A 24,803-nucleotide genomic window follows, 5' to 3' on the forward strand; every position below is an offset into this window, starting at 1 on the left:
CCCACAGGGAAGATAAGCGGGCTTATGGGCGAGGCAAGCTGATCACCGCCGTCAAGCCACCTCCAGGCGTCTCCTCCAGGCTCAACTGCCCGCCCAGGCGTTCCGTGGCTTCCCGAGCGATGGTCATGCCCAGGCCAACACCGCCGGAGTTGCGATTGCGCGAACCTTCCAGGCGGAAAAAGGGTTCGAACACCGCCTCGCGCTTGTCCGCGGCAATACCGGGGCCGTGGTCGACGACTCGGATCAGCAGCAGATGTTTCTGGTCCTGCAAGGTAATCAAGGCATGGCCGGCGTAGCGCAGGGCATTGTCGATGAGGTTGTTGAGGCACGAGCGCAGTGCCATCGGTTGCACCTGCAGCGGCGCGCAGGTCCCGCTGACCTGCACATCCGAGCCCTGGTCCTGGGCGTTTTCGCTCAATGATTCGGCCAAGGCCTGCACGTCCATCCATTGCAGCGCTTCACTGGTGCGCTGTTCGTGCAAGTAGGTCAGGGTGGCATCGAGCATGCCGATCATGTCGTCCAGGTCCTGGCGCATCTGGCCTTGCAGCTTGACGTCATCGATCTGCTCCAGGCGCAGCTTGAGCCGCGAAAGCGGTGTGCGCAGGTCATGGGACACCGCGCCGAGCATGCGCGAGCGCTGCTGCACCTGCTCGCGGATCCGTTGCTGCATCAGATTGAACGTATGGGCCGCCTGCCGTGCCTCACGAGGGCCGTTTTCCTCCAGCGGCGGGCTGTCGAGGTTTTCGCTCAGGCGCTCGGCGGCATCGCTCAGGCGCTGGATCGGTCGGGTCAGAAGCTTGGCGCCGTACCAGGCCGCAATGATCAGGCACACGAATTGAAACGTCAGCGGCACCACCGGGCCGCCGAACCAGGGGCGTGGACGGCGGTTGGGGGGCGGGCCGAAGCGCGGGGGACCGTCGCCTTGCTGGCTCATTCCAGCCTGCTGCCCGGGAGGTGGCGGTTGGTCGTAATGGAAAAACCAGGCAAAGGCCAGCAGATGCGCCAGGACAATCGCCAGCAGCAGCACGCCAAACAGGCGACCGAACAAGGAGTCCAGGCGCAATCGCATCAACCGATGTCCCTGGCGTCGAATAAATAACCCTCACCGCGTACCGTCTTGATCAGTTGCGGGGCCTTGGGGTCGTCGCCCAGCTTTTGGCGCAGGCGTGACACGAGCAAGTCGATGCTGCGGTCGAACGCTTCGATGGAGCGACCACGGGCCGCATCCAGCAGTTGTTCGCGGCTGAGCACCCGGCGCGGTCGTTCGATGAAGACCCACAACAGGCGGAACTCGGCATTGGACAGTGGCACCACCAACCCGTCGCCCGAGATCAGTTGGCGCAACACGCTATTGAGCCGCCAGTTGTCGAAACGAATATTGGCCCGCTGCTCGGTGCGGTCGTCGCGCACCCGGCGCAGGACGGTCTGGATGCGCGCCACCAGTTCCCTGGGTTCGAACGGCTTGGCCATGTAGTCATCGGCGCCCAGTTCCAGGCCGATGATGCGGTCGGTGGGCTCGCAACGGGCCGTGAGCATCAGGATCGGGATGTCCGATTCGGCGCGCAACCAGCGGCACAACTGCAAGCCGTCCTCACCCGGCAGCATCAGGTCGAGCACGACCACGTCGAAGTGCTCGGCCTTCATCGCCTGGCGCATGGCCGCGCCATCGGTCACGCCGCTGGCCCGAATGCTGAAGCGGGCCAGGTAATCGATCAGCAGTTCGCGGATCGGCACGTCATCATCGACGATCAGCGCGCGGGTGCTCCAGCGCTTGTCATCTTGAGCGTCAGAATTTGCAACAGGGGTGTTCTGCATGGATGCATCATCTGCCAGGTTGGCTGCCAACCACAAAGAAGGCGGCGAGGTTGAGGCTTCAGCATAGGCGTCGTGCCGCGACGCGTGAAGCGCCGAAAGAGCGGGTTGCGGCGGACGGTAGCGTGACGACGTGTTGTACGCATGTCATATATGTATCGGCTTCGACACAAAAGTCGGTATTGTCCGTATTGCCTGGGGAGGCGGTGAGATTTACCGATCATCGGGTCCCGCACGGGCGCTCGTTCCGCTACAATGCGCGCCGATTTCGACTTGCCTGAGAGCCCGCTCATGTCCGCCTGCCAGACGCCCATCATCGTCGCCCTGGATTTCCCCACCCGTGACGCCGCCCTGAAGCTGGCCGACCAGTTGGACCCCGCGCTTTGCCGGGTCAAAGTCGGCAAGGAATTGTTCACCAGTTGCGCTTCGGAAATTGTCGGGACCCTGCGTGACAAGGGTTTCGAGGTGTTCCTGGACCTGAAATTCCACGATATTCCCAACACCACCGCCATGGCCGTCAAGGCGGCTGCGGAGATGGGCGTGTGGATGGTCAACGTGCATTGCTCCGGTGGCCTGCGCATGATGGCGGCCTGCCGTGAAGTGCTGGACCAGCGCAACGGCCCGAAACCGTTGCTGATCGGCGTGACCGTGCTGACCAGCATGGAGCGCGAGGACCTGGCCGGGATCGGCCTGGACATCGAGCCCCAGGAGCAGGTGCTGCGCTTGGCGGCGCTGGCGCAGAAGGCCGGCCTGGACGGTCTGGTCTGTTCGGCCCTGGAAGCCGGCGCCTTGAAAGCGGCTCACCCGACGCTGCAATTGGTGACCCCGGGGATTCGTCCGGCGGGCAGCGCCCAGGACGACCAGCGTCGCATCCTGACCCCGCGCCAGGCGCTGGATGCCGGCTCCGACTACCTGGTGATCGGTCGCCCGATCAGCCAGGCCGCCGATCCGGCCAAGGCCTTGGCGGCGGTCGTGGCCGAACTGGCCTGAGCAAACACTGAGAGCCCTTGTGGGAGCGGGCTTGCTCGCGAATGCGGAGTGTCAGGCGCCCTTTAGGCCTGCTGACCCACCGCATTCGCGAGCAAGCCCGCTCCCACAGTTGTTTTGTGTCAGGCCTTAACCTGCATCCACAGCTGATGCGTATCAGACCTTGAGGACGAGCTTCCCGAAGTTCTCCCCGCTGAACAACTTGGTCAGCGTCTCGGGAAAGGTCTCCAATCCTTCGACGATGTCTTCCTTGCTCTTGAGCTGCCCCTTGGCCATCCAGCCGGCCATTTCCTGCCCGGCGGCAGCGAACTGCGAGGCGTAGTCCATGACCACGAAACCTTCCATGCGTGCCCGGTTGACCAGCAGTGACAGGTAATTGGCGGGGCCTTTCACCGCTTCCTTGTTGTTGTACTGGCTGATGGCGCCGCAGATCACCACGCGGGCCTTGAGGTTCAGGCGGCTGAGCACGGCATCGAGGATGTCGCCCCCGACGTTATCGAAATACACGTCCACGCCTTTGGGGCAATCGCGCTTGAGGCCGGCATGGACGTCTTCGTTCTTGTAGTCGATGGCGCCGTCGAAGCCCAGTTCATCCACCAGGAATTTGCATTTGTCGGCGCCGCCGGCAATGCCCACCACGCGACAGCCCTTGAGCTTGGCAATCTGCCCGGCAATGCTGCCTACCGCACCGGCGGCCCCCGACAGCACCACGGTCTCGCCGGCCTTGGGCGCGCCGACGTCCAGCAGGGCGAAGTAGGCGGTCATGCCGGTCATACCCAGGGCGGACAGGTAGCGGGGCAGCGGTGCCAGTTTCGGATCGACTTTGTAGAAGCCTCTTGGCTCGCCGAGGAAATAATCCTGCACACCCAAGGCTCCGTTGACGTAGTCCCCGACCGCGAACCCCGGGTTGTTCGAGGCAATCACCTGGCCGACGCCCAATGCTCGCATCACTTCACCGATGCCGACCGGCGGGATATAGGATTTGCCCTCGTTCATCCACCCGCGCATGGCCGGGTCCAGGGACAGGTATTCATTCTTCACCAGGATCTGGCCGGCTGCCGGTTCGCCCACCGGGACTTGCTGATAGGTGAACGTCTCGCGGGTCGCGGCGCCTACCGGGCGTTTGGCGAGCAGGAACTGGCGATTGGTCTGGGCGGTCATGGTTGGCACTCAAGATGAATGAAGTCTTGTTGATAGACCTTCGAAGCATTTGCCGCAAGCTTTGCCGATACAGCGAATGCAGTTCGATCCAACAGAGTGATAGTTCGCCCAGGGGCCTTATCACTGGCGCCCATGAATGCTCAACCGGCAGTTGGATAGTGCTGCCGTGCTCTCGGGACCTGTGGCTAGACTGGCGTCATCTCCCGCATTCTTCGAGGAACTGACAATGAGCATGACGTTTTCCGGACAGGTCGCCGTGGTCACGGGCGCCGCCGCTGGCATTGGCCGCGCTACCGCTCAGGCCTTTGCGGCAGAGGGCCTGAAAGTCGTGGTGGCCGACCTGGACATAGCGGGCGGCGAGGGCACCGTGCAGTCGATTCGTGATGCGGGCGGCGACGCGGTGTTCGTGCGCTGCAATGTCACGCTGGAAAATGAGGTGCGGCACCTGATGGATGAGGTGATCAGGACCTACGGTCGCCTTGACTATGCCTTCAACAACGCCGGGATCGAGATCGAGAAGGGCAAGTTGGCCGACGGTACCCTCGATGAGTTCGACGCGATCATGGGGGTCAATGTGAAGGGCGTCTGGTTGTGCATGAAGTACCAGTTGCCTTTGCTGCTGGCCCAGGGCGGCGGCGCTATCGTCAACACGGCCTCGGTGGCCGGCCTGGGCGCAGCGCCGAAAATGAGCATCTATGCCGCCTCCAAGCACGCCGTGATCGGCTTGACCAAATCGGCCGCCATCGAATACGCCAAGAAAAAGATCCGCGTGAACGCGGTCTGTCCGGCGGTGATCGACACCGACATGTTCCGTCGGGCCTATGAGGCAGACCCGAAAAAAGGCGAGTTCGCCAATGCCATGCACCCGGTGGGGCGTATCGGCAAAGTCGAGGAAATCGCCAGCGCCGTGCTGTACCTGTGCAGCGACGGCGCGGCGTTCACCACCGGCCACTCCCTGGCGGTGGACGGTGGGGTCACGGCGTTCTGAGGACGCTTCCCTTGGCTTGTAGGACGAAGCCCGCACTGGTTGCGGGCTTTTTCTTTGGGGGGGGGAACGGTCTATCAATGTGTTTCAAAGAGTGAGAATCAGCGGTTTTGGCGACTTTGTCGTACATCGCTCGGGGGTGGCCTGTGCTTAACTGTTTCCGGAAATAAAACAAACGCTTAGGAGCTTGGTTACTCATGGAGTTGAGAATCGACCGGCAGGCCTTGGTGCCTGTCGTGCAGCAAATCGTCGACGCGCTGACCGGATGGATCCGACAGGATGCGGTGCAACCAGGGACTCGCCTGCCGTCCGTGCGCCAACTGGCGCGGCAGAACCTGCTCAGCCAGTCCAGCGTCAATGAAGCGTGTGAGCGCCTGGTTGCCCAAGGCCTGCTGGCGTCCCGGCATGGTTCCAGTTTTTTTGTCGCACCATCCCCTGTGCCCGGGGTCGTGTCCACCGACCCGAGTCGCCAGCAGGACACGCTCGCTGGAGCCGGTGAAACCCCGCAATGGGCGTTGCAATTGGGGTGTGGCGGGTTGCCCGAGAGCTGGCGTGAAAGCGATGACCTGGGCTATGCGATCCGTCAGGTCACCCGCACCGATATGGCGGGGTTGTTCAACTACAGCACGCCGTTGGGGCTGCCCGCCTTGCGCGAGCAACTGTCCAGGCGCCTGAAGCAATTCAATATCGAGGCTGATAAAGACTCGATCCTGACCACCGCTGGGGCGACCCAGGGGCTGGACCTGATCGTGCGGACACTGTTGCAGCCAGGCGCTTGCGTGATAGTGGAGAGCCCAGGCTATTCAAACCTGTTTGACCTGCTCCGGTTGCACAAGATCGAAATGCTCGAACTGCCCAGGACCCCGCGCGGCCCGGACGTCGATGTGCTGCAGGACTTGTTGGCGAAACACCGGCCCAGTGCGCTGTTCGTCAACAGCGCCTGCCACAATCCGACCGGCACCAGCCTGGCCCCGGCCGTGGCCCAACGGTTGCTGCAATTGACGAAGCAACACGCCGTGCTGGTGATCGAAGACGATGCCTATGGTGACTTCCAGAACTCGGCGCGGACCCGGCTGGCGGCGCTGGATGCCGACGTGGTCTACGTGGGCAGTTTCTCGAAGACCCTGAGCAGTTCGTTACGCGTCGGTTTTGTGGTGGCCGCGCCGTCCATCATTGCGCGTCTGAGCGAGGTCAAGGGCATTACCAGCATGGGTGTGTCGCGGTTCTGTGAGTCGGTGCTTGCCAATCTCCTGGCCAACGGGGCCTATCGCAAGCTGGTCCAGCGCCAGCGGCAACGCCTGGGCGTCGATACGGCGGCGCTGTTGCAGGTATTGGAGGACGCCGACTGGGAGGTGTTTGGAAAACCCACCGGAGGGCTTTTCATCTGGGCGAAACCGCCAATCAGCGACTACGCTGGATTACAGCGTCTGGCCAGGCGCTTCGGTGTGCTGCTGTCTTCGTCTACGGCCTTCAGTCCTTCGGGCGCTGACAGCGACTGGCTACGGATCAACGTGGCCTATGCCCGTGATCCCCGGGCGCTGGTTTTTTTCCGGGCCGCAACGCTGGATCGACCTCAAGTGTCCTGAAAACGACGAAGCTGTAGCTTTTTGCCATTATTCCGACGCCAGCATCTTGTGTTGCAGGGCGTCTCGTTGCGAATCTGCAATCAACACACACTGGCAGAGGACTGGGCGCAATGATTTCGGCCGTGCAAGGACGTTTTGCCAACTTGGGTATGGCAAAAAAACTGGGTATCGGATTTGTCCTGGTGCTGCTGTTGACCGCTGTGGTCGCGGCCATTGGCGTCTGGTCCCTGCAAACCATCAGCCATCGTTTCGGTGGCCTGAAACAGATGTCGTCCCTCAACAGCGGGTTGCTCAAGGTCCGGCTGCTGGAGCAGGAGTACGCCTCGCGTTCCGACCCCAAGACGGCCGATGCCCTGCGCCAGGGGGTCGACGGGCTTGTGGCCCTGGCGAACGAGCTCAAGGCACAGTCGGCTGCCAATGTGCCGGTGATGAATGATGTCGAGCAGGCGCTGGGCGCGTACCGCAAGGCGTTCGATGAGTTTGTCGGGTTGAGCCAGAGCAAGGACCTGGCACTGGAAATGGCCAGTTGGTCGGTGTCCAGCGTGGCCAACAACCTTGATGTGTTGCAGGCCGGGCTGGCGGATGACGGTACCTATACCTTGAAAGACTCCGAAGGCAAGGAGGGTGCCGAATTCATCGAGCAGGCCAACCAGATCAGCGAAGTGTCGCGGTTGATGTTGCAGGCCATGAATGAAGCGCGGGTCCGCCTGGACCAGAGCCGCAAAGGCAATGTCGAGGGCGCCGGGGAAGGCAGCATTGAACAGGCCGAGCAGGCGATGAAACAGGCCGAAGCGCTCAAGACCACGGTCAAGGACCCGGGTTACCAGACCGTGCTGAACGAAGTGGCCGGGCACATCGCCGGCTTCAACCAGCAACTGGCCGAGTACACCGGGCTGCTGGCGAAGGAAAAAATCGTCTACCAGCAACTGCACGAGCGGGCCGACCAGGTGGTGGCGCGGGTCGACCAGGCCTTCAGTGCCGAAGACCAGGCCATGCAGGCAGAATTGAAGAAGAACTCGCTGCTGATCGTCGGTTCGTCGGCCTTGGCGTTGCTGGTGGGGTTGATCGCGGCGTGGGTCATCACCCGGCTGATCGTGACGCCGCTGCGCAGCGTCATTCGCGTTGCCCAGCAGATTGCGGCGGGTGACTTGAGCGCCACGGTCGAAGTGACGCGCCGGGACGAGATTGGCCAGTTGATGCTGGCCATGCAACAGATGGGTGCAGGGCTGAGCAGTATCGTCAGCGGTTTGCAGGCCGGGATCGAGCAATTGGCCAATTCGGCGCAGTCACTGTCGGCGGTGACCGAGCAGACCAACCTGGAAGTCAGCAGCCAGAAAGAGGAAACCGAGCAGGTCGCCACGGCCATGAACCAGATGACCGCCACCGTGCACGATGTGGCGCGCAATGCCGAAGAAGCGGCGCAAGCGGCCCAGACGGCCGACGACAAGGTCGAAAGCGGCCAGCAGGTGGTGCGCCAGAGCATGGTGCGCATCGAACAACTGGCCGATTCGGCGACGTCGGCCAGTTCCAGCATCGAAAGCCTCAGCGCCGAGATCCAGAACATCGGCACGGTGCTGGAAGTCATCAAGAGCGTGGCCGAGCAAACCAACCTGCTGGCGCTCAATGCCGCTATCGAGGCGGCCCGCGCCGGGGAACAGGGCAGGGGCTTCGCGGTCGTGGCCGATGAAGTGCGGGCCCTGGCCAGGCGCACGCAACAGTCCACCGAGGAGATCGAACGGCTGGTGAGCGCCTTGCGTTCAGCGGCCCAGGCCTCCGTTCAGCAGATCCAGAGCAGCGGCGAGCTGGTGAAGATGGCGGTCAGCGACGCACTGCAGACCGAGAGCGCCTTGGGCAGCATTGCGGCGGCGGTGTCGTTGATCCAGCAGATGAACCAACAGATCGCCGCGGCGGCCGAGCAACAGAGCTCGGTGGCTGAAGAGATCAATCGCAGCGTGACCAGTATTCGCGCCAGCGCCGATCAATCCTCCCTGGCGATGCGCGGCAATGCCGCATCCAGCATCGAGCTGGCGCAGTTGGGGGTTGAGTTGAAGGGAATGGTGGGGCATTTCAGGTTGTAAGCCGGTGGCGGCTCGTCAGCGATACCTGTGGCGAGGGAGCTTGCTCCCGTTTGGGTGCGAAGCACCCACCGCTCAAGGACCGTTGCGCCCGAAATGTCGGGCCGGCCCAGCGGGAGCAAGCTCCCTCGCCACAAGGGAACTCGCTTCGGCCCTTAATCTCAGTCGTAGACCTTCTTCTTTTTCCACTCGTCGTTTATTTCGTCGTCCTTCAAGCCCTCAGTCAACTGGTTGACCTCGCCCTCGACCGGCTGGGTGCTGGCCAGGACCTGGGCATTGGCGCGGGCCAGGAGTTTCTCCAGGTAGGCCAGTTGTTCGGCGTAGACCTGGGGTTCCTGTTGCTTGCGCAAGTACTGCACGCCGCGCTCGAAGGCCAGGCGGGCTTGCCCGGGTTGTTCCTGCTGCAACGCCTGCTGGCCGAGATTGTTGAAGAACTCGATGTGCAGCAGCACCAGGATGTGCCGCACTTCGCGGATCCAGCGCTTGGCTTCGTTGGGCGGCAGGAAACCGTCCTGGGCGGCGCGGGTAATCTGGCCGTGCAACGCCTCGAGCAGAAAACGTACGTCCTTGGCCTTGGCTTCGGTCTGGATCGGTGCCGGCGGATTGTTCACCGGGATCGATTCACCTTGGGCGGCCAGTGCGCTCAATTCGTCCAGGCGTGCCTTGACCGTGGAATTGGTTTTCTCCAGGTTCAGCAAGCGCTGGCAGACGTTCATCTCGAGGCGGGTCATCAACAGCTTCAGGGCAGGGGTCATCAACTGCCCGGGAAAGGTTTCGGTGAGCTCGCCACAGCGACGCATGCGGTCGTTGAGTTCTACCTTGGTGCGGGCCTTTTCCAGCTTGTTGTTTTCCACCACGTGGTTCATGTAGCCAATGGCGATCAACAGGGCGATCCCGGCTACGACGAGCAGGGTGATCATGAGTGGTGTCACCGGTAAGACCTCTTTATTAGGGTACGCATGTCATGAGTGTAGTGGCTTGGCTTTTAAGCGCATAGGCCCGAGCAACGCGATTAGACGGGCGTCGTGCTGTTTGTAGGAAGCATAACCGGGTAGGAGCACATTGCCATCATTTGCCGGGCGCGACTATAGCGTCTCGGCGGGCGACAGAATATAGGCGTCAGAGACCGGACGAGGGAAATGCGCGGATCGCCCCCTCAAACCGGGCGAAGTCATTGATTTAAATAAATTTATATCTGGGGGTTGACGACCCTTCAATCCATCCATAGAATGCGCGCCACTTACAGCGTAAAGCACTCAGCCAAACGCTCTAAGCAGTGAATGTTGTACGTGTGTCCCCTTCGTCTAGTGGCCTAGGACACCGCCCTTTCACGGCGGTAACAGGGGTTCGAGTCCCCTAGGGGACGCCAATGCGGGAATAGCTCAGTTGGTAGAGCACGACCTTGCCAAGGTCGGGGTCGCGAGTTCGAGTCTCGTTTCCCGCTCCAATTTAAACAGCGTTGCTTTCGGGCAGGGCTGAGTGAAGCCAGAGCCGACATCTTCGGATGCGGATTTGGGCACTGAAATACACACCATGTTTTCAGTTAGTGTGTCCCCTTCGTCTAGTGGCCTAGGACACCGCCCTTTCACGGCGGTAACAGGGGTTCGAGTCCCCTAGGGGACGCCATTTGCGGGAATAGCTCAGTTGGTAGAGCACGACCTTGCCAAGGTCGGGGTCGCGAGTTCGAGTCTCGTTTCCCGCTCCAAATTCAAAAAAACGCCGCTCATATGAGCGGCGTTTTTTTATGCCCGTAAAAAGGCCGTCCAGCGCTCTTATGCCTACAACGAGCGATTTTCGTTGGCTGAGGAGACGGGTGGCGTTTTACCTTAAAAATGAAGGTGAAACGAAATGACTTCATGCAAAACTTAAGGGAAAACCTTAAGGAAGATTAATAGTTCATTCCTAAAAAAAAGCACTTCTCCTAACCTTCCAGTACCCATTCTGGAGGTGCACTTATGCTGGTTTTTATTAAATCGATGGTCATTGGGCTATGTATTGCAGCCCCGGTGGGACCCATTGGGTTGTTGTGCATACAAAGAAGCCTGATGCAGGGATGGAGGGCTGGTTTCGCGACGGGATTGGGGGCGGCCACCGCCGATTCGATCTATGGATTCATCGGGGCCCTGGGGGTCACGGCCATCATCGCGACGCTGATCAGCTTTAAACCTTGGTTGTGCATCTTCGGCGGGCTGTTCCTCGCCTATATCGGCTATCAGACAATACGTGCGAAAGGCGGCGCGACCGCCATGGCGGGTGAGCGGGCCGATATGTTCAAAGCCTACTCGACAACGCTGTTCCTGACCCTGTCGAACCCCATGACCATCTTGTCGTTTATCGCGATATTTGCCGCGTTGAGCGATGGCATGGCCGGCGGCCAAGGCGGCCAGCACGCCTTGTTACCGATGGTGACCGGTATATTCCTGGGCTCGGCGGCCTGGTGGCTGGGGTTAAGCGGGTTCTCCTCCATTTTCAAGGCACGGATTGCCGAATCGAAGCTACGGCTGATCAACTATTTTTCAGGGACGATCATCGCTGTTCTGGGGGCCTATCAGGTCGCCACGGGTGTCATGCTGGTTACGGCAACCTGATCGAAAGCGATGCATGAATAGAGGTCCTACTGCCTAATGCCTGTCAATTAAGTGGATAGCACGGGCAAACACACAAACCGTGGCGAGGGAGCTTGCTCCCGCTGGGCTGCGTAGCAGCCCCAAAAACAGGGCCGCTTCGCGACCCAGCGGGAGCAAGCTCCCTCGCCACAGGGTTACTGCCTGGCTTTATTTCGCTTAACTGATCGGCATTGGTCCTACTGCCGCCTGGACTCAACATACGCCCTGAATCGACTTATGGCCTGGGTGACGTCTGAGGCGGTGGCATTGCTGAATGAAAGCCTGACTTGGTTAGCCGCCTCATTCGTCAGCGAAAATAAAGTGGTCGGGAAGACGATCACTTTGAACTGCTGGGCGCATTCGCGCATTTCAGCTTCGCCAAAGACGAAAGGCAGCTGCACGTTGATAAAGAAGCCGCCTGTCGGGTGATTCCAACTGACCGATCTTTGAACGCCGGCCTTGAGCGGAAATTCACGTTCAAGGCATTCAAGCATGTGGTTCCTTTTGTTCGTATAGGACAACACCCTGGGCCGGTTCAGCCCCTTCAGCGAGTAGTCGTTCTCGATCAGCACGCCGGCGACGACCGCTTGGCACAGGGCTGGAGTGTTAACGGTGATCAGGCTTTTGGCCTTGCACAACCTTGTGTTGAACGACATGACGCCTGGGCCCTGCGGAGCGACCACATAACCCATGCGCAAGCCCGGAAAAATCGATTTGGCAAAAGAACCGAGCAAGAACACCCGACTGCTGTCGATGGACTTCATGGACGCAATGGCAGCGCCTTCGTACCTGAAGTAGCGGTAGGCCGTGTCTTCAAGGATGAAAAAGCCCTTTTCCCTGGCCAAGGCAAGCATGGCTGTCCTGGCGTGATAGGAAAGGCTGTCGGCGGTCGGATTGCTGAAGTCTGGAACGGCATAAAGTGCTTTGATTTTTTCTCCTCTGGACTCAAGTGCTTCAACGATCTTGCGCAGGGCGATCGGGTCGAGAAAAGCCGCCATGGGGACTGGGACGATCTTTATGCCCAGCAGTTTTGCGATGCCGGTGATCCCGGAAAACACCGGGTCAGGCACCAACAACACCCCACCGCCTTCAAGGATGGACAGGAGCGTCAAGGCGCAGGCTTCCTGAAACCCCAGGCACACCACGATGCTTTCAGGATTGGAGACGGTTATCCCCTCATCCACCTGCAAATAGGTGGCGATCGTTTCATTGATGATCCCGGAGGTTTTTCCATATTGGCAAAGCAGCGTCGCCAGCGATTGCTCGGTGCCGGCGACATGATGTTTGTAGTGGGCCAGGCCCTTGTCGATGAGCGCCGGGTCGCACTGCTGATCATCGGGTCGACCGGAAGCCAGTGAAATGGCCTGGGGGTTTTCTTGGGCGATGGAATTTAGAAGGTGGATAACGTTCAGGATGGGGTCGTCGAATATCGTGTTTTCGAATGCGCCGGTCACTTTCTTTGCTCCATAAAAAAGCAACGAGCCATTGAAGGCTCGTTGCTCGTGATGACACCGCTATGCAGGATCTTTCTGATCGACCTTGCTTTCCATGGTTTCGAATGCCTGGAGCAGATCCTCCTTGAGATCGTCGAGATCCTCCAGGCCAAAGCACAATCGAACCAGGCCCTTCTCGATGCCCATGTCGGCTTTTTCCTGATCCGTCATCGAGGCGTGGCTGCCACTGAAGGGCTGGGCGACCATTGACGTGACACAGGCCATTCCAGTGCCCGTGCCAAACCATTTGAGTGCGCTGGTGAACGTTTTGTAAAAGGGCACTAGGTCCGGCCGAATATCAACAAACACAATGCCGCCATAACCGGTCAATTGCTTGCCATCGATGCGTGGGTAATAGACATGCTCGATGAAGGGCAACTCACGCAGATAATTGAGCATGCTAGCGGTCGTCTGGGTGTGTTTTTCCATGCGCAGGTTGAACGTCTGCATGCTCCTGCGCAGCAACCAGGCGCTATTGGGGGTCAGTATCGTGCCTGAATAAAAGCGGCCCTCAAGGAGGCGGTTATAGATCGTCTCATTGTTGACCAGCACCAGGCCGCCCATGACATCACTGTGTCCGGAGAAGTATTTGGTTGCGCTGTACAGGGAAATGTCGGCGCCAAAGTTCAACGGCTTCTGGAATATCGGCGTGGCCCAGGTATTGTCAACGACCACCAGGGCCAGCGGGTTGTTTTGCTTGACGGCCCTGCTGACGGCATGGATATCAATGTCTTTCAGGAACGGGTTGGTCGGTGTTTCGAATATCACCATGTCGACGTTCGCCGGCAAGCCCTTCAAACCCTCGGCCGTGGTGAGATCCAGAATCGTCAGGTGCGCGCCGATACGTGCCGCATAGCGCTGGAACAATTTATAAGAGCAGCCATAAATGTATTTGTTGATGACCAGCGAAGCGCCCGGTTTCAACAATTCCAACACCATATAGATCGCGCTCATCCCGGTGCTGTAGGCCAGGGCATATTCGCTGCCCTCCAGGGACGCGACGACCTGTTCCAATTCAGTCACATTGGGGTTGGCTTTCCTTGAGTAGAAGAAGGCCGAGTCCGCGTTGAACGCGCTGCACTGATAAATAGGCGTTACCGAAGGGTGAGCGTCCCGGTCATCCACCTTGATATGAAGTATTTCAGTCGACACTTTCATGCTTGGCTGACCAGTTTGATGACCTGTTCATACATGTTCTGCTTGCCCTCGTAACCAACGGTCGGGGTGATGTCATTTTGCGAAATGCCGATCTCTTCAATCGACTCTGTCGGGAAGTGAGCCCTGTCGAAAACTTCATGGAGGTTGGAGTTCACGCCGTTGGGGAGCCAGACCTCAGGGCCTGTTTCATCGATGCGGGCCTTGGCAATGATGAATCGATAGCTTTCATGGGGACGCAAGGTCAATGACTTCCACTCACTGTTGTGCCCATCGGTGTAATTGCGTCGCAGGTAGACGGTCTGTTCGAAGTCTTCGGTATTGAGCACTTGGGCGTGCAGCGACACGATGTCCCCGTGCCACTCGAACTTACGCTTCTCATAAGCGCTCAACGCGTCCTCGCGCAACTCGACGGGGGCGTACGCCTGGTGTTCGCCGAGTAATTTGAAATGCGCATCGTGCCCGCACTGAGAGCAGCACCCTTTGCTGTCCAGCCCGATGATTTCCGCGTTCAAGCCATAACGGGTGACGAGCAGGGCGTTACAGTGGTTGCAACTGGTGTTGGTCCCTTCGACGTCATTCACGTTACCCAGGTAGACATGCTCGACGCCCATGCTCCGAGCCACGTCCCGAGCCTTCAGCAGCCTGTCCACCGGCGTACGGATGCTGTTGCTCATCTTGTAATCGGGGTGAAACCGGACGAAGTGCAGCGGTACGTTCGGCCCCAGTTCATCCAGGACCCACTGGCTGATTTTCCGGGCCGTTTCTTCGTCGTCGCTGATGTCGGTCACCATCAAGGTGCTGACCTCGACATATTTGCCGGCGTCATAGACTTTCTTGATGCCCGCCAGAACGGGCTCTACCCAGCCGGTAGTGACCTTGCGGTAGTATTCCGGGGAGATGGATTTCAGCGAAATCGAGAAAATATCGATGACCGGCAGTAATTCATCGATGGCTTCTTCGCTGATGAAAAACGCCGATTTATAAAGATTGATCAGGCCCGCTTCCTTGGCCAGCTTTGCTGTGTCGAGGATGAATTCATGCCAGACAACCGGATCGTTATAGGTCCAGGAAATGACGCGTATGCCGTGTTTGAGCGCGGTCTCCACCACCTGTTCGGGGGTGTAGTAGTAAACGTCCTTGTCGGTGACGTACTTGGCCTGTGATGTCTTCCAGTTGTGACAGTAACCACAGTTGAGCATGCAGCCGATATTGCCCAGGGACAGGATCCGCTCACCGGGGGCAAAGTGGAAAACGGCTTCGGTTTCGATTGTTTCCTCGGTGCTGTGGACGCCCTTGCCATAGTTCAATGTAACGAGCCTGCCCCCACGGTTTCCGCGTACCTTGCAAAACCCTACCTTGCCTTCCTGAATGACACAGTTGCGTGGGGAAAGATGACACTTCACGGCACCCCCAGGAAGTATTTCTTCCAATTTTGCCGGGCTGCTTTCCAAGGTCCAGTTTTTATTTTTTGTAGTGTCCATCTTTCACTCCTCATCACGGAAGTTGCCATCAATAGCATCGGTTTAAAAAAATCGAGGCGAAGCCATCCTGCCGCCCTAGAGGGCAGTCATGTTTCTTATTAGTAAGAGGATGAAGCGCTCATCAATCCATAGTTCTTAAGTGCAAAGCGCTTGGCATTCATGTTCATGAACGGTTGAATAAGCGGGCCAATTACCAGCAGGAATGCAATTGTTCCTATACCGAACGGCCCGCCTAAAAGCCAACCGCTGGAAAAGATGCCGATTTCAATAATCATTTTGGCTTTGGTGAATGACCAGTTCCATTTGGATACCATGGTCAATACCACAAGATCCATGATCCTGATGCCAATACCGCTCATGATGATCAATGCGGATGAATAGGCACATAACATCAGCCCCGAGGCCAATAACGCGTACTCATTCATTCTGACGATCAAATACTCTCCGAGCCCCAGCCACGACCAGAGATCAATCAGCAGTCCGGTCAGCGTCGTGGTAATGAAGGGGCTTATCGGCGGGTATTTTTTGTTCCAGAGCATCCACCAGGTCAGGAAGAACAGCGACACGATAGCCGAACAAACACCCATGCCGAGCAGAAGAATTTTATCGATCGAGATGATCAAGACGTCTAGAGGATCGGTACCCAGTTGACTGATGATGAAACACTTGGCACCCAGCGAAAAGAAGCTGACGCCCATCAGGTACATCAGTATCTGGTCTTTCTTGAAGTGGCGGAGATTTAGGACTTGCGTGCCAATGTGCTGAATCAACGGGTGAGGCTTTTTTCCACACTTTTTCTTTTCATCTTCCATGCGAACACCATCCCTGGAGAGAATATTTTATTATGAGTGCGTCACGCTAAAGAGCAGGGCTATTGATTACCCGGATTCTTTTTCAGGTTTTTCAGGCTGGGAATAGACTAGCGCGCTGCTTTATTTTGGTGCATGCTTTTTTTAATGAAAAATGCGGGGTTTTCATTAAAATTTATACTTTGAACCGGGGAAAACGCACATGGATCGTATAGACGTCAAAATCCTGGGTAAGGTACAGGACTGTGGTCGCATTTCCATCACAGAGCTTTCCAAGCATGCTGGGCTTTCTATTCCTGCCACCAATGACAGGTTGCGCAAACTTGAAGACTCCGGGGTCATCAAGGGCTATTGCGCTCAGTTGGATCCTACCAAGCTGGGCTACGGCATATCGGCCGTCGTCGGCATTACCACCCTCAAGCCGGCAAAAGCCAAATTGATCGCGACGCTCACCGACATACCCGAGGTCGTCGAGTGCCTGCACATCACGGGGAATGACTCCTATCTGATTCGGATCTACGCCAGGTCCATGGCTGAGATCGAGGACATCATCGCGAAAATCAACGCGTACGGAGAGACGCGGACCAGCATCGTGCTGTCCATTCCAATCGAGAGAAGAAAGCTCGCCCCATGAGCCTGGGCTGCGCGCACCGACTACTGTTCAACCCTCAAGGCTGTGCACCAGGTTTTCAATCGCTTCCAGGGCCGCCTCATCCGCAGGCTCCGGTGCAGGACTCGCGCTGCGCATCTGGTACGCGAGACGGTACTCGCTTGGCGTGCAACTGGCGTATTGCTTGAAGGCGCGGGCAAAGTAGGACGGGTCTTTGAAGCCGGCCTCATAGCCGATGCTGGTGATGGGCATCTGGCTGTTGTCGAGCAGTTCCTTGGCGAAGCTCATGCGTTTGTTCAGCACGTAGTCGGTGAAGCCGAGCCCATTGGCTTCCTTGAACACCCGGCTGAAGCGAAACGTCGTCATGCCACAGCGCCTGGCCAGGTCGCGCTGATCGATGCTGTCACGAAAGTGCTGGTCGATGTACAGCATGATGTGGCTGAGGGCCTGGTGTTTCTGGTGCCCGGAAGTCAGGCGAATGCTGTCCGGCAGGGTCGGAGAGTGGTCGATCTGCGAGGTTCTTCCCCGGCCGCTGGTAGTGCGGCGCAGCTCACACAGCTGGGCCACGGCGGTGAGGTAGCGCTTTCGCTCGGCGACGGACAAGGGCAGCACCATGTATTCCCAGACGCTGGAGCGCATCGCCCACACCGCCAGTTCCTCGGAGTGCTGCACGGTGAACATGGTGATGGGGGTGCCGGGCACGGTCCGCTTGATCTCCAACAGGCGTCGCAGGCCCGGCGTGTCCGGGCGGTCGAAATGGATGCAGATCATGTCGACCTGTTCCGCGCTGGGCAGCATGGCGTTTTTTGCCAGCGTGCAGTCGCAGGTTTCCCGGAACTGGGAGACGAGCTCCTGAGTGGACCGATCATGGGTCAGATCGAACCATAACAGCTTTGGCTTTCCAGTCGGATTGGGTGCCATAGGACGACTACTCACAGGTTCTTTCTGCCCTTTAGCTAGCAGTATTGTCACTGTGCCATCACTTCGCCGAATTATTTTTCATAAAAATCCTATTTCTTCCCGTCATCCTCTCGCGGGACGCTTGCCCGGGGCTGTCGCAGGGGCGAATTCCCCGCGCCGGCCTCTTTCCCACCCCGCGCAAAAAAATCCTAGCGATGTGCAAAATCCTCCTAACGGCAATGACCACCCGCTGACTAGGGTTGCATCAGGCAGTTCGCAATGTACTGCCTCTTGAGAAAACAACCCCAATGAGGTGTGCGAAATGACTCTTCAAACAATCAAGGCTTCGGTAGTGAAGTTCGCCAAAGATGAAGATGGCCTGACCATTGTGGAATACGCCGTGGCCGGTGGGTTGATCACGGTGGCGGTGGCGGCGATGTTCGGCTTGCTGGGTGGCGCCGTAAATACCCGGATTACCGCACTCTGCGCCGCGGTCAAGGGCGCTGCTTGCTGACAACCGCCCCTGTCGGGAATGGGATGAAGCCCATCGAGGCGCCGGTTTCAGCAGGATCTGATAAAGCTTCGAAGTAGTTGCTCAATGGGCTTCGCGTTGTTCTTGATCAGCCGGCTTTATTGCCGTTGAAGTGAGGTAAATGACATGAAAGTTCAAAGACTGAGCACTTCGATAGTTAAGTTTATCGACGATGAAGATGGCCTGACTATTGTGGAATACGCCGTGGCCGGTGGGCTGATTACGGTGGCGGTTGCCGCGATGTTCGTTCTGCTAGGCGGTGCGGTGAATGATCGGATCACTGCACTTTGTGCCGCGGTTAAAGGCGCTGCCTGCTAACCCCAACCGCATTATGGAGACGCATCATGTCCATGGAATTGCTGATGTTGACGGTATTGCTGCTAGGACTGCTGGGTGTGGCGGTGGTGAGCGATCTGCGTCGCCACCGCATCCCCAACACGCTGGTCCTGTTGGGCCTTGCCCTGGGCTTGGCCGGCCAGGTCTATACCGGCGGGATCGGCGGCCTGGGCGACAGCCTGCTGGGCATGCTGGTCTGTTTCGGGTTGTTCCTGCCCATGTACGCAGTGGGTGGCATGGCCGCCGGCGACGTCAAGCTGATGACCATGGTCGGCAGCTTCCTGCCTTTTCATTACGCACTGTGGGCGGCGCTGTTCAGCCTGATCGCCGGCGGTGTGTGCGGTTTCCTGATCGTCCTGGCCCGCGGCCAACTGCTCCAGACCCTGGGACGCTACTGGTTGATGGTGCGAGCCCAGTCCTACCTGGCGCCGACGTCGGATGAAGTAGCCGGCAAACCCTTTCCTTATTCGATTGCGATCCTGATCGGTACTTTGAACAGCGTCTACTGGCAACTGGTTGCCGGCGGCTGGGGAGTCTAGTCATGCACGTCATCAACGATAGCGATGCCTACCCCAGCGAACGGGAAGCGGTGCAACGCCTGGCACCCCAGCCATGCACCATTCGCGACACCGGCCTGAGCGACAGTTTCCTCGGTGAGCTGGTGTGCAAGCACCTGCACGATGGCGGTGTGCTGGACATGTCGCGGCTGGTGGAGCGCCTGGCCCTGACCGGCGCGGTACTGGAAGAAGTCCTGGCGTTCCTGCGCAAGGATGGTCGCGTCGAAGTGCTGGGTCAGTTGGGCCAGACCGGCGGGCAGACGTTGCGTTATGGCCTGACCGAGCGCGGCCGAAGCTCCGCCCGTGATGCCCTGGCCCGCAGTGGCTACATCGGCGCTGCGCCGTTTCCGGTGAGCACCTATCGCTCGCTGATCAAGATCCAGACCATTCACCACGGCCGCATCACCGCCAAGGACATGAACCAGGCCTTGGCGGGGATGGTGCTGAGCCAAGGCATGCTCGACCAGTTGGGCGTCGCCCTGAATTCCGGGCGAGCGATCATGATCTACGGCCCGGCGGGCACCGGCAAAACCTACGTCAGCAGCCGGCTGATCCGGTTGTTCGCCGAAGCCATCTGGGTGCCCCACGCGATTGTCATCAACGAGTCGGTGATCGAAATCTACGACCCACAGGTGCATCAGCGCCTGGATGACAACAGCCAAACCAACAACCTGATGCTCAACGAAGGCATTGACCGCCGGCTGCTGTGCTGCAAACGCCCGATCGTCATCACCGGCGGCGAGTTGAGCATGGAGCAGTTGGACGTGCGCTACGACCCGTTCACCCGGCAATACCAGGCGGCGTTGCAGCTCAAGGCCAGCAACGGCCTGTTCATCATTGACGACATGGGTCGCCAGCGCATGGCCCCGGCCGAATTGCTCAATCGCTGGATCGTGCCCATGGAGGAGAAGCGCGACTTCATCAACCTGGGCGGCGGTCGGCATTGCGAGTTGCCGTTCGACCTGGTGCTGGTGTTTTCCACCAACCTCAATCCCCTCGAATTGGCCGACGAGGCCTTCCTGCGGCGCATTGGCTACAAGGTCCAGTTCGGCTACCTCAAGCCCGAGGAGTACGAACGCATCTGGCGCCAGGAATGCGAACGCCTGGGCATCCCCTATGACCCGCTGTTGGTGCGTTATGTCCTGCAGCGGTTGTATGGCGGCGAAGGCATGCCGCTGGTGCCTTGCCATCCCCGTGACCTGTTGAACATGGCGCTCGACCGCCAGCGTTACCTGGGCGGTTCCGGGCCCCTGTCGCCGCAAGAGCTGGATTGGGCCTGGCACAACTACTTCGTTCAGCTCGACTTCCTTTGATCTGGAGATACCGACATGAGCTCTCGTACGCTTCCGCTGATAGGCGTTTCCCTGGTAATGGGCCTTGGTGCCGCATGGATGGCTGACTCCTGGCTGAGCGCGCGACTCAACGCGACCCCCGATGATCACCTGCGAAGCGTGGTGGTCGCGACGGTGGAAATTCCCTTCGGGCAAATGGTCGAGGCCCAGCAGGTCACGACCGTGCGCATGCCCATGGACACGATCCCGGACGATGCCTTCGATGCCAGCGAACAGGCCGTGGGCAAGATCGCCACCTTCGACATCCTGCGCGGCGACATTGTGCGGGGCGCACGCCTGAGCGAGCACCTCGGCGGCAGCACCCTGGCTTCGCTGATCGCACCGGACAAACGCGCCATTTCGGTACGCGTGGACGATGTGGTTGGCGTGGGGGGCTTCCTCTTGCCAGGCAACCGGGTCGATGTCTTGGCGACCAAGACCACCAGCGCCGGCAGCAACAGCGCCACGTCCCGGACCATCCTGGAAAACCTGCGGGTGCTGGCGGTGGACCAGACGGCGGGCACCGACAAGACCCAGCCAGTGGTGGTGCGGGCCGTGACCCTGGAAATGTCCGCCACCGAAGCCGAAGCGCTGGTCACCGCGCAGACCGAAGGCAAGCTGCAGCTGGCCTTGCGCAACCCGTTGAACCTGGAAAAAAAGGCCGTGGCCGTTGCGCCGCCAGCCCCTGCGCCGGTCATCGCCATGGCAGCCGCCCCGGTGCCCAAACCAGTGGTGCAGCGCAGTGCCAAGCCGCAAGGCGGGGCTGTCACGCTGATCCGCGGGGTTGAAAGCAGCGTGATCAATGTCCGCTGAGTGATCCCTCCATGCCAGGCCTTTGCGGGCCGTGGCGATGCCGATCCTCAAACGTTGTAGGTGAGGGCTCGATGATGAATGCCAATATCCGGCGCCAGGGAGGGGCGGTGAGTGTACTGATGGTGATCGCGTTGGTGGCGATTTCCATGATGGCGGCGTTGGCCCTCGATGGCGGGCACATGCTGCTGAACAAGACGCGCCTGCAAAATGCGGTGGATGCCGCGGCCTTGGGTGGCGCCAAGACCCTGAGCCAGGTGAGTGGCGGCATCAACATGGCCAGCACCACCCGCGCGGCTGCCCTGGATACGCTGAACAGAAATGCCAGCGCCGTGGGCAACACCGAGCTGGCCACCGCGGTTGCCGGCAACCCGGGCGCGTTCGCCGTGGTGGAACTGGCCAGCAGCGTCTATGGCCCGTTCTCCTACCCTGGGCCTAGCGATGCCAAATACGTGCGGGTGTCGGTGGCCAGCTATCAATTGGACGGTTTTTTCTGGAGCTTCGTGCAAACCATGGGCAGTGCCGGGCTCGGTAACAAGCGCGTGGCGGCGATTGCCACGGCGGGTCCCAGCCCCACCTCGCCGTGTGACCTGGCGCCGTTGATGGTCTGTGGCGAGCCCACTGAGTACAACCCGGCCGCCGGCAACTTCTGGGGGTATCAATTTGGCGATCTGGAAGTCTTGAAGACGGCGGCGGGGAACACCTCGCCCATCGGCCCGGGCAACTTCCAATTGCTGGATTTCGGCTCCGGCGGCAGTGCGGTCCGCGAGGACCTGGCCGGCGGGGGCTCGGTCTGCCGCAGCGTTGGCGACAACGTCCAGACGGCGCCGGGCAATAAAGCCGGCCCGACTTCCCAAGGCTTGAACACCCGTTTCGGTGTCTATAACGGCCCGGTCAGTTCTTCGGATTATCCACCGGACCTGGTCACGTCTTCAGGCAGCCCGGCAATCACCTACAACGATTCGGTCCCCCGGCCGGAATACAAAGGCCAGGCGATCACCTCGAGCAACGGCGATCTCTCGGCGGGCGGCGAGGCGATACAGGACTACAACGACTGGCGGGCCCAGGTCGCCGCCTGTGTGGCGGGGGGCGCCAGCGGCTGTGAAAGCAACGGGGTCTTCGAGCGCCGGATGCTGAAGATCGTGATTGGCGATTGCGCCGGGAAACTGAGCGGCTCGACGTCGATTCCGGTCCTGGGGTTTGGCTGCTATTTCGTCCTGCAACCGGTGAACGGTGGTGGTTCGGAGTCGATCATCTTCGGCCAGTTCGTCCAGGAGTGCGAAGGCGACAACGTACCCGGCCCGACGCCATCTTCCGACTCCGGCCCACAGATCATCCAGCTCTACAAAACCTATCTCAACGGCAGCGGCACGCCGAGCACCGACTCGTAGGAGGCGTCATGGGACTTTCTCATTTCAAACCCGCAAGAGCCCAACAAGGCGTGGCGCTGGTGGAGTTCACCCTGGTGCTGCCGTTGCTGCTGTTGCTGCTGCTGGCCTTCGGCGAGTTCGGCCGGATGCTCTACCAGTACAACGTGCTGTTGCAGGCCAGCCGCGATGCCGATCGCTTCGTCGCCAGCCAGGCGTGGAACACCACCCTGGGCGGGATCACGCTGAACAACACGTTGCTGACCCAGACGAAAAACGTGGCGGTGTATGGCGTGCCCAGCAATGCCGGCGACGCCGTGGTGTCCGGGTTGACCACGGCCGACGTGGAGGTCGTCACCGAGGGCATCGATCATGTGCGCGTCACCATCAAGCACACCTTCTCGCCGGTGATCGGCACGGTGATCCCTGGTTTTTTCGGTGCGTCCACCGTCTTGGGCATCGAACTGGTGGCGACCACCGTCATGAGGGCGCTGTGATGAATCGCAAACACATGGGCGGCACCTACATCGTGGAGTTCTCCTTCGTCGGCTTGCTGGTGTTCATCCTGCTGTTCGGCGTGGTGGAAATGGGCCGGCTGTACTTCACGGTCAACGCCCTGGATGAAGCCGCGCGACGTGGCGCGAGGCTGGCGGCGGTGTGCAATGTCAGCGACCCGGTGGTCCTGCGCCGGGCCATCTTCAACGCCGCGACGGACGCTGGCACCAGTCAGTTGATCAGCAACCTGGCGACCTCGAACCTGGCGCTGACCTACCTGGACGTCAATGGCGCCGTGGTGGCGAACCCCTCCAACACATCCGGCACCACCGGCTTTCGTGCCATCCGCTATGTGCGGCTGAGCGTGCAGAACTTCGTGTTCAACCTGTTCATTCCCGGCTTGGGCGTGCCCATCACCTTGCCGACGTTCCAAGCAACCTTGCCACGCGAAAGCCTTGGGCGTCATTCCGATTCCGCGGAGATCACACCATGCTGAACACCAGGGAAAATCCGCTTTCAACCACCACTGGCAGAGCCGGGCTGCGGATACTGATCAGCAGTCGCGATGCCACGGCGCTGCGCGACCTGCAATGCGTCTGCCAGCGCATGCCGGGCCTTGAGGTCAGCACGCGCCTGGTCAGCAATGGGCATGTCGATCCGCTCTATGGGCTGGATCGCATGCCCGATCTGTTGCTGCTGCGGGTCAGCCATTTGTGGCGCGAAGAACTCTCGGCGTTGCTGCAACGTCCGGCCCATGAACGGCCGCCGATGCTGGTGTGCGGTCCTTTGGGCGAGCAGGAAGGCATGCGCCTGGCGATGCAGGCCGGTGCCCGGGATGTGTTGCCCGAACCCATCGCCGATACGGAGCTGGTGGCGGCGCTCAATCGCCTGGTGGCGGACGTTCGTCTCGGCAACGGCAACGAAGGGAAGTTGGTCGCGGTGATCAGCGCCAAGGGCGGCTCCGGCGGCACCTTGGTGGCCTGCAACCTGGCCCAGCAGCTCAGCGCCCGGGCAGGCAATACCCTGTTGCTGGACATGGACCTGCAATTTGGCAGCGTGACCCATTACCTGGACGTGGCGCAGTCCCACAGTCACCTGGAAGTGCTGCAGCAGGTCGATGAGATGGACAGCGTCGCGCTGCGAGGCTTTTGCAGTCACTTCAGCCCGACCCTGCACGTATTGGGTGGTCGGGCCGGTGAATTGTGCCTGCCCCAGGACGCCCAGTCTGAACAGCTCGATGCCCTGCTGCAACTGGCCCGCGCCAGTTATGACTGGGTGGTGGTGGACCTGCCGCGGCAGATCGATCACCTCACCGGCTCGGTGCTGGAACAGGTGGACCGGGTGTACGTGGTGGTGCAGCAGAGCGTCAGCCACCTGCGTGATGCCAGCGCCTTGGTGCGGATTCTTCGCGAAGACCTCGGTGTGCGCGGGGACCAGTTGCAGATCGTGATCAACCGCTATGACAAAAACGCCGCCGTCAGCCTCAAGGACATCGGCGAGGCCCTGCGTTGCGCGAACCTGTCGAAATTGCCCAATGACTTCAACCTGGTCAGCCAGAGTCAGAACACTGGCGTGCCGTTGGGGCTGCATGCGCCGAAGGCGGCCATCACCGCCGCCCTGCGCGATTTGACCGAAGACCTGGTCGGTCACCAGATGGCCACGAACAAGGGCCTGCTTAAACGCGCCTTCAACCGTTTCTTCGGGGGATGACC

At 59.8% G+C, this 24,803-nt stretch carries 24 protein-coding genes, 4 tRNA genes and 1 pseudogene; 20 read left to right on the plus strand and 9 right to left on the minus strand.

Annotated elements, in window-relative coordinates; genetic code table 11:
• Window positions 1-22 precede the first annotated feature (22 nt).
• Together M1D99_RS08715 and M1D99_RS08720 are read right to left on the minus strand one after the other, a co-directional pair.
• Complete coding sequence (locus M1D99_RS08715; protein WP_458131651.1) at window positions 23-1,069, minus strand: sensor histidine kinase; 1,047 nt, start codon at window positions 1,067-1,069, stop codon at window positions 23-25.
• Entirely contained in the window at window positions 1,069-1,815 is a 747-nt protein-coding gene (locus M1D99_RS08720; protein ID WP_186708100.1) for a response regulator, read from the minus strand. Before M1D99_RS08720 ends, M1D99_RS08715 begins: the two co-directional genes overlap by 1 nt.
• Window positions 1,816-2,103: 288 nt before the next feature.
• On the opposite strand from M1D99_RS08720, the gene pyrF reads away from it, so the two are divergent.
• Window positions 2,104-2,802, plus strand: a complete 699-nt coding sequence (gene pyrF / locus M1D99_RS08725) for an orotidine-5'-phosphate decarboxylase (protein ID WP_458131652.1) — start codon at window positions 2,104-2,106, stop codon at window positions 2,800-2,802.
• Between the two features lie 153 nt (window positions 2,803-2,955).
• On the opposite strand, the gene M1D99_RS08730 is transcribed toward pyrF, so the two are convergent.
• Window positions 2,956-3,960 (minus strand): NADP-dependent oxidoreductase, encoded by a 1,005-nt coding sequence (locus M1D99_RS08730; RefSeq protein WP_434574703.1) that lies wholly within the window; start codon window positions 3,958-3,960, stop codon window positions 2,956-2,958.
• Window positions 3,961-4,186: 226 nt separating this feature from the next.
• Here M1D99_RS08730 and M1D99_RS08735 point away from each other — a divergent pair, with 226 nt between their 5' ends.
• From M1D99_RS08735 to M1D99_RS08750, 4 genes and pseudogenes are all read left to right on the plus strand, one after another.
• Window positions 4,187-4,948 carry an SDR family oxidoreductase gene (locus tag M1D99_RS08735; protein WP_434574705.1) on the plus strand — a complete coding sequence of 254 codons (762 nt, stop codon included), beginning with the start codon at window positions 4,187-4,189 and terminating at the stop codon, window positions 4,946-4,948.
• A gap of 194 nt (window positions 4,949-5,142) precedes the next feature.
• A complete protein-coding gene (locus tag M1D99_RS08740; protein ID WP_434574707.1) occupies window positions 5,143-6,531 on the plus strand; it encodes an aminotransferase-like domain-containing protein in 1,389 nt (462 codons plus the stop codon).
• Window positions 6,532-7,523: 992 nt separating this feature from the next.
• Window positions 7,524-7,700, plus strand: a pseudogene (locus tag M1D99_RS08745) (HAMP domain-containing protein); the annotation flags it as partial.
• 204 nt (window positions 7,701-7,904) lie between these two features.
• Window positions 7,905-8,609, plus strand: coding sequence for a methyl-accepting chemotaxis protein (locus M1D99_RS08750; RefSeq protein ID WP_434576387.1), 705 nt, complete (start codon window positions 7,905-7,907; stop codon window positions 8,607-8,609).
• 158 nt (window positions 8,610-8,767) lie between these two features.
• Here the strand turns inward: M1D99_RS08750 and M1D99_RS08755 are convergent, their stop codons facing one another.
• Entirely contained in the window at window positions 8,768-9,526 is a 759-nt protein-coding gene (locus M1D99_RS08755; protein WP_186708088.1) for a hypothetical protein, read from the minus strand.
• A gap of 373 nt (window positions 9,527-9,899) precedes the next feature.
• On the opposite strand from M1D99_RS08755, the gene M1D99_RS08760 reads away from it, so the two are divergent.
• From M1D99_RS08760 to M1D99_RS08780, 5 genes are all read left to right on the plus strand, one after another.
• Window positions 9,900-9,975, plus strand: a tRNA-Glu gene (locus tag M1D99_RS08760).
• Between the two features lie 2 nt (window positions 9,976-9,977).
• Window positions 9,978-10,053: transfer RNA gene (locus M1D99_RS08765), tRNA-Gly, on the plus strand.
• 103 nt (window positions 10,054-10,156) lie between these two features.
• Window positions 10,157-10,232: transfer RNA gene (locus M1D99_RS08770), tRNA-Glu, on the plus strand.
• Window positions 10,233-10,235: 3 nt separating this feature from the next.
• Window positions 10,236-10,311, plus strand: a tRNA-Gly gene (locus M1D99_RS08775).
• 250 nt (window positions 10,312-10,561) lie between these two features.
• Window positions 10,562-11,194, plus strand: a complete 633-nt coding sequence (locus M1D99_RS08780; protein WP_434574709.1) for a LysE family translocator — start codon at window positions 10,562-10,564, stop codon at window positions 11,192-11,194.
• Window positions 11,195-11,409: 215 nt separating this feature from the next.
• Here the strand turns inward: M1D99_RS08780 and M1D99_RS08785 are convergent, their stop codons facing one another.
• The 4 genes from M1D99_RS08785 to M1D99_RS08800 all read right to left on the minus strand — a co-directional run bounded on the left by M1D99_RS08785 (window position 11,410) and on the right by M1D99_RS08800 (window position 16,156).
• A complete protein-coding gene (locus M1D99_RS08785; RefSeq protein WP_434574711.1) occupies window positions 11,410-12,666 on the minus strand; it encodes an aminotransferase-like domain-containing protein in 1,257 nt (418 codons plus the stop codon).
• 60 nt (window positions 12,667-12,726) lie between these two features.
• Complete coding sequence (locus M1D99_RS08790; protein WP_434574713.1) at window positions 12,727-13,863, minus strand: PLP-dependent transferase; 1,137 nt, start codon at window positions 13,861-13,863, stop codon at window positions 12,727-12,729.
• Window positions 13,860-15,344: an AmmeMemoRadiSam system radical SAM enzyme gene (gene amrS / locus M1D99_RS08795; RefSeq protein WP_431481309.1), complete on the minus strand. Its 1,485-nt coding sequence runs from the start codon at window positions 15,342-15,344 to the stop codon at window positions 13,860-13,862. The genes M1D99_RS08790 and amrS overlap by 4 nt, the downstream gene beginning before the upstream one ends.
• Window positions 15,345-15,442: 98 nt before the next feature.
• Window positions 15,443-16,156, minus strand: coding sequence for a YczE/YyaS/YitT family protein (locus M1D99_RS08800; RefSeq protein ID WP_434574715.1), 714 nt, complete (start codon window positions 16,154-16,156; stop codon window positions 15,443-15,445).
• 199 nt (window positions 16,157-16,355) lie between these two features.
• Here M1D99_RS08800 and M1D99_RS08805 point away from each other — a divergent pair, with 199 nt between their 5' ends.
• Window positions 16,356-16,787, plus strand: a complete 432-nt coding sequence (locus M1D99_RS08805; protein WP_060741195.1) for an Lrp/AsnC family transcriptional regulator — start codon at window positions 16,356-16,358, stop codon at window positions 16,785-16,787.
• A 27-nt stretch (window positions 16,788-16,814) separates the two neighbouring features.
• Here the strand turns inward: M1D99_RS08805 and M1D99_RS08810 are convergent, their stop codons facing one another.
• Window positions 16,815-17,684, minus strand: coding sequence for a response regulator transcription factor (locus tag M1D99_RS08810; protein ID WP_458131653.1), 870 nt, complete (start codon window positions 17,682-17,684; stop codon window positions 16,815-16,817).
• A 301-nt stretch (window positions 17,685-17,985) separates the two neighbouring features.
• Here M1D99_RS08810 and M1D99_RS08815 point away from each other — a divergent pair, with 301 nt between their 5' ends.
• The 9 genes from M1D99_RS08815 (at window position 17,986) to M1D99_RS08855 (ending at window position 24,801) form a co-directional block, all read left to right on the plus strand.
• On the plus strand, window positions 17,986-18,177 hold the full coding sequence (locus M1D99_RS08815; protein ID WP_434574717.1) for a Flp family type IVb pilin: 192 nt from the start codon (window positions 17,986-17,988) through the stop codon (window positions 18,175-18,177).
• Window positions 18,178-18,321: 144 nt separating this feature from the next.
• Window positions 18,322-18,513, plus strand: coding sequence for a Flp family type IVb pilin (locus M1D99_RS08820; RefSeq protein ID WP_434574719.1), 192 nt, complete (start codon window positions 18,322-18,324; stop codon window positions 18,511-18,513).
• A gap of 26 nt (window positions 18,514-18,539) precedes the next feature.
• Window positions 18,540-19,070, plus strand: a complete 531-nt coding sequence (locus M1D99_RS08825; RefSeq protein WP_458131654.1) for an A24 family peptidase — start codon at window positions 18,540-18,542, stop codon at window positions 19,068-19,070.
• A 2-nt stretch (window positions 19,071-19,072) separates the two neighbouring features.
• The gene (locus M1D99_RS08830; protein ID WP_186707160.1) at window positions 19,073-20,401 is read left to right on the plus strand and encodes a P-loop NTPase family protein; all 1,329 of its coding nucleotides are present in this window, start codon (window positions 19,073-19,075) and stop codon (window positions 20,399-20,401) included.
• Window positions 20,402-20,416: 15 nt separating this feature from the next.
• Window positions 20,417-21,232, plus strand: coding sequence for a Flp pilus assembly protein CpaB (gene cpaB / locus M1D99_RS08835; protein WP_186730971.1), 816 nt, complete (start codon window positions 20,417-20,419; stop codon window positions 21,230-21,232).
• Between the two features lie 71 nt (window positions 21,233-21,303).
• Window positions 21,304-22,620: a TadE/TadG family type IV pilus assembly protein gene (locus M1D99_RS08840; protein ID WP_186730972.1), complete on the plus strand. Its 1,317-nt coding sequence runs from the start codon at window positions 21,304-21,306 to the stop codon at window positions 22,618-22,620.
• Window positions 22,621-22,628: 8 nt separating this feature from the next.
• Window positions 22,629-23,093, plus strand: a complete 465-nt coding sequence (locus tag M1D99_RS08845; protein ID WP_458131655.1) for a TadE/TadG family type IV pilus assembly protein — start codon at window positions 22,629-22,631, stop codon at window positions 23,091-23,093.
• Window positions 23,093-23,587 (plus strand): TadE family protein, encoded by a 495-nt coding sequence (locus M1D99_RS08850; RefSeq protein ID WP_186707164.1) that lies wholly within the window; start codon window positions 23,093-23,095, stop codon window positions 23,585-23,587. The genes M1D99_RS08845 and M1D99_RS08850 overlap by 1 nt, the downstream gene beginning before the upstream one ends.
• Entirely contained in the window at window positions 23,581-24,801 is a 1,221-nt protein-coding gene (locus M1D99_RS08855; protein WP_434574726.1) for an AAA family ATPase, read from the plus strand. The genes M1D99_RS08850 and M1D99_RS08855 overlap by 7 nt, the downstream gene beginning before the upstream one ends.
• Window positions 24,802-24,803: the final 2 nt, after the last annotated feature.

Source organism: Pseudomonas sp. R3-41 (assembly GCF_054161485.1).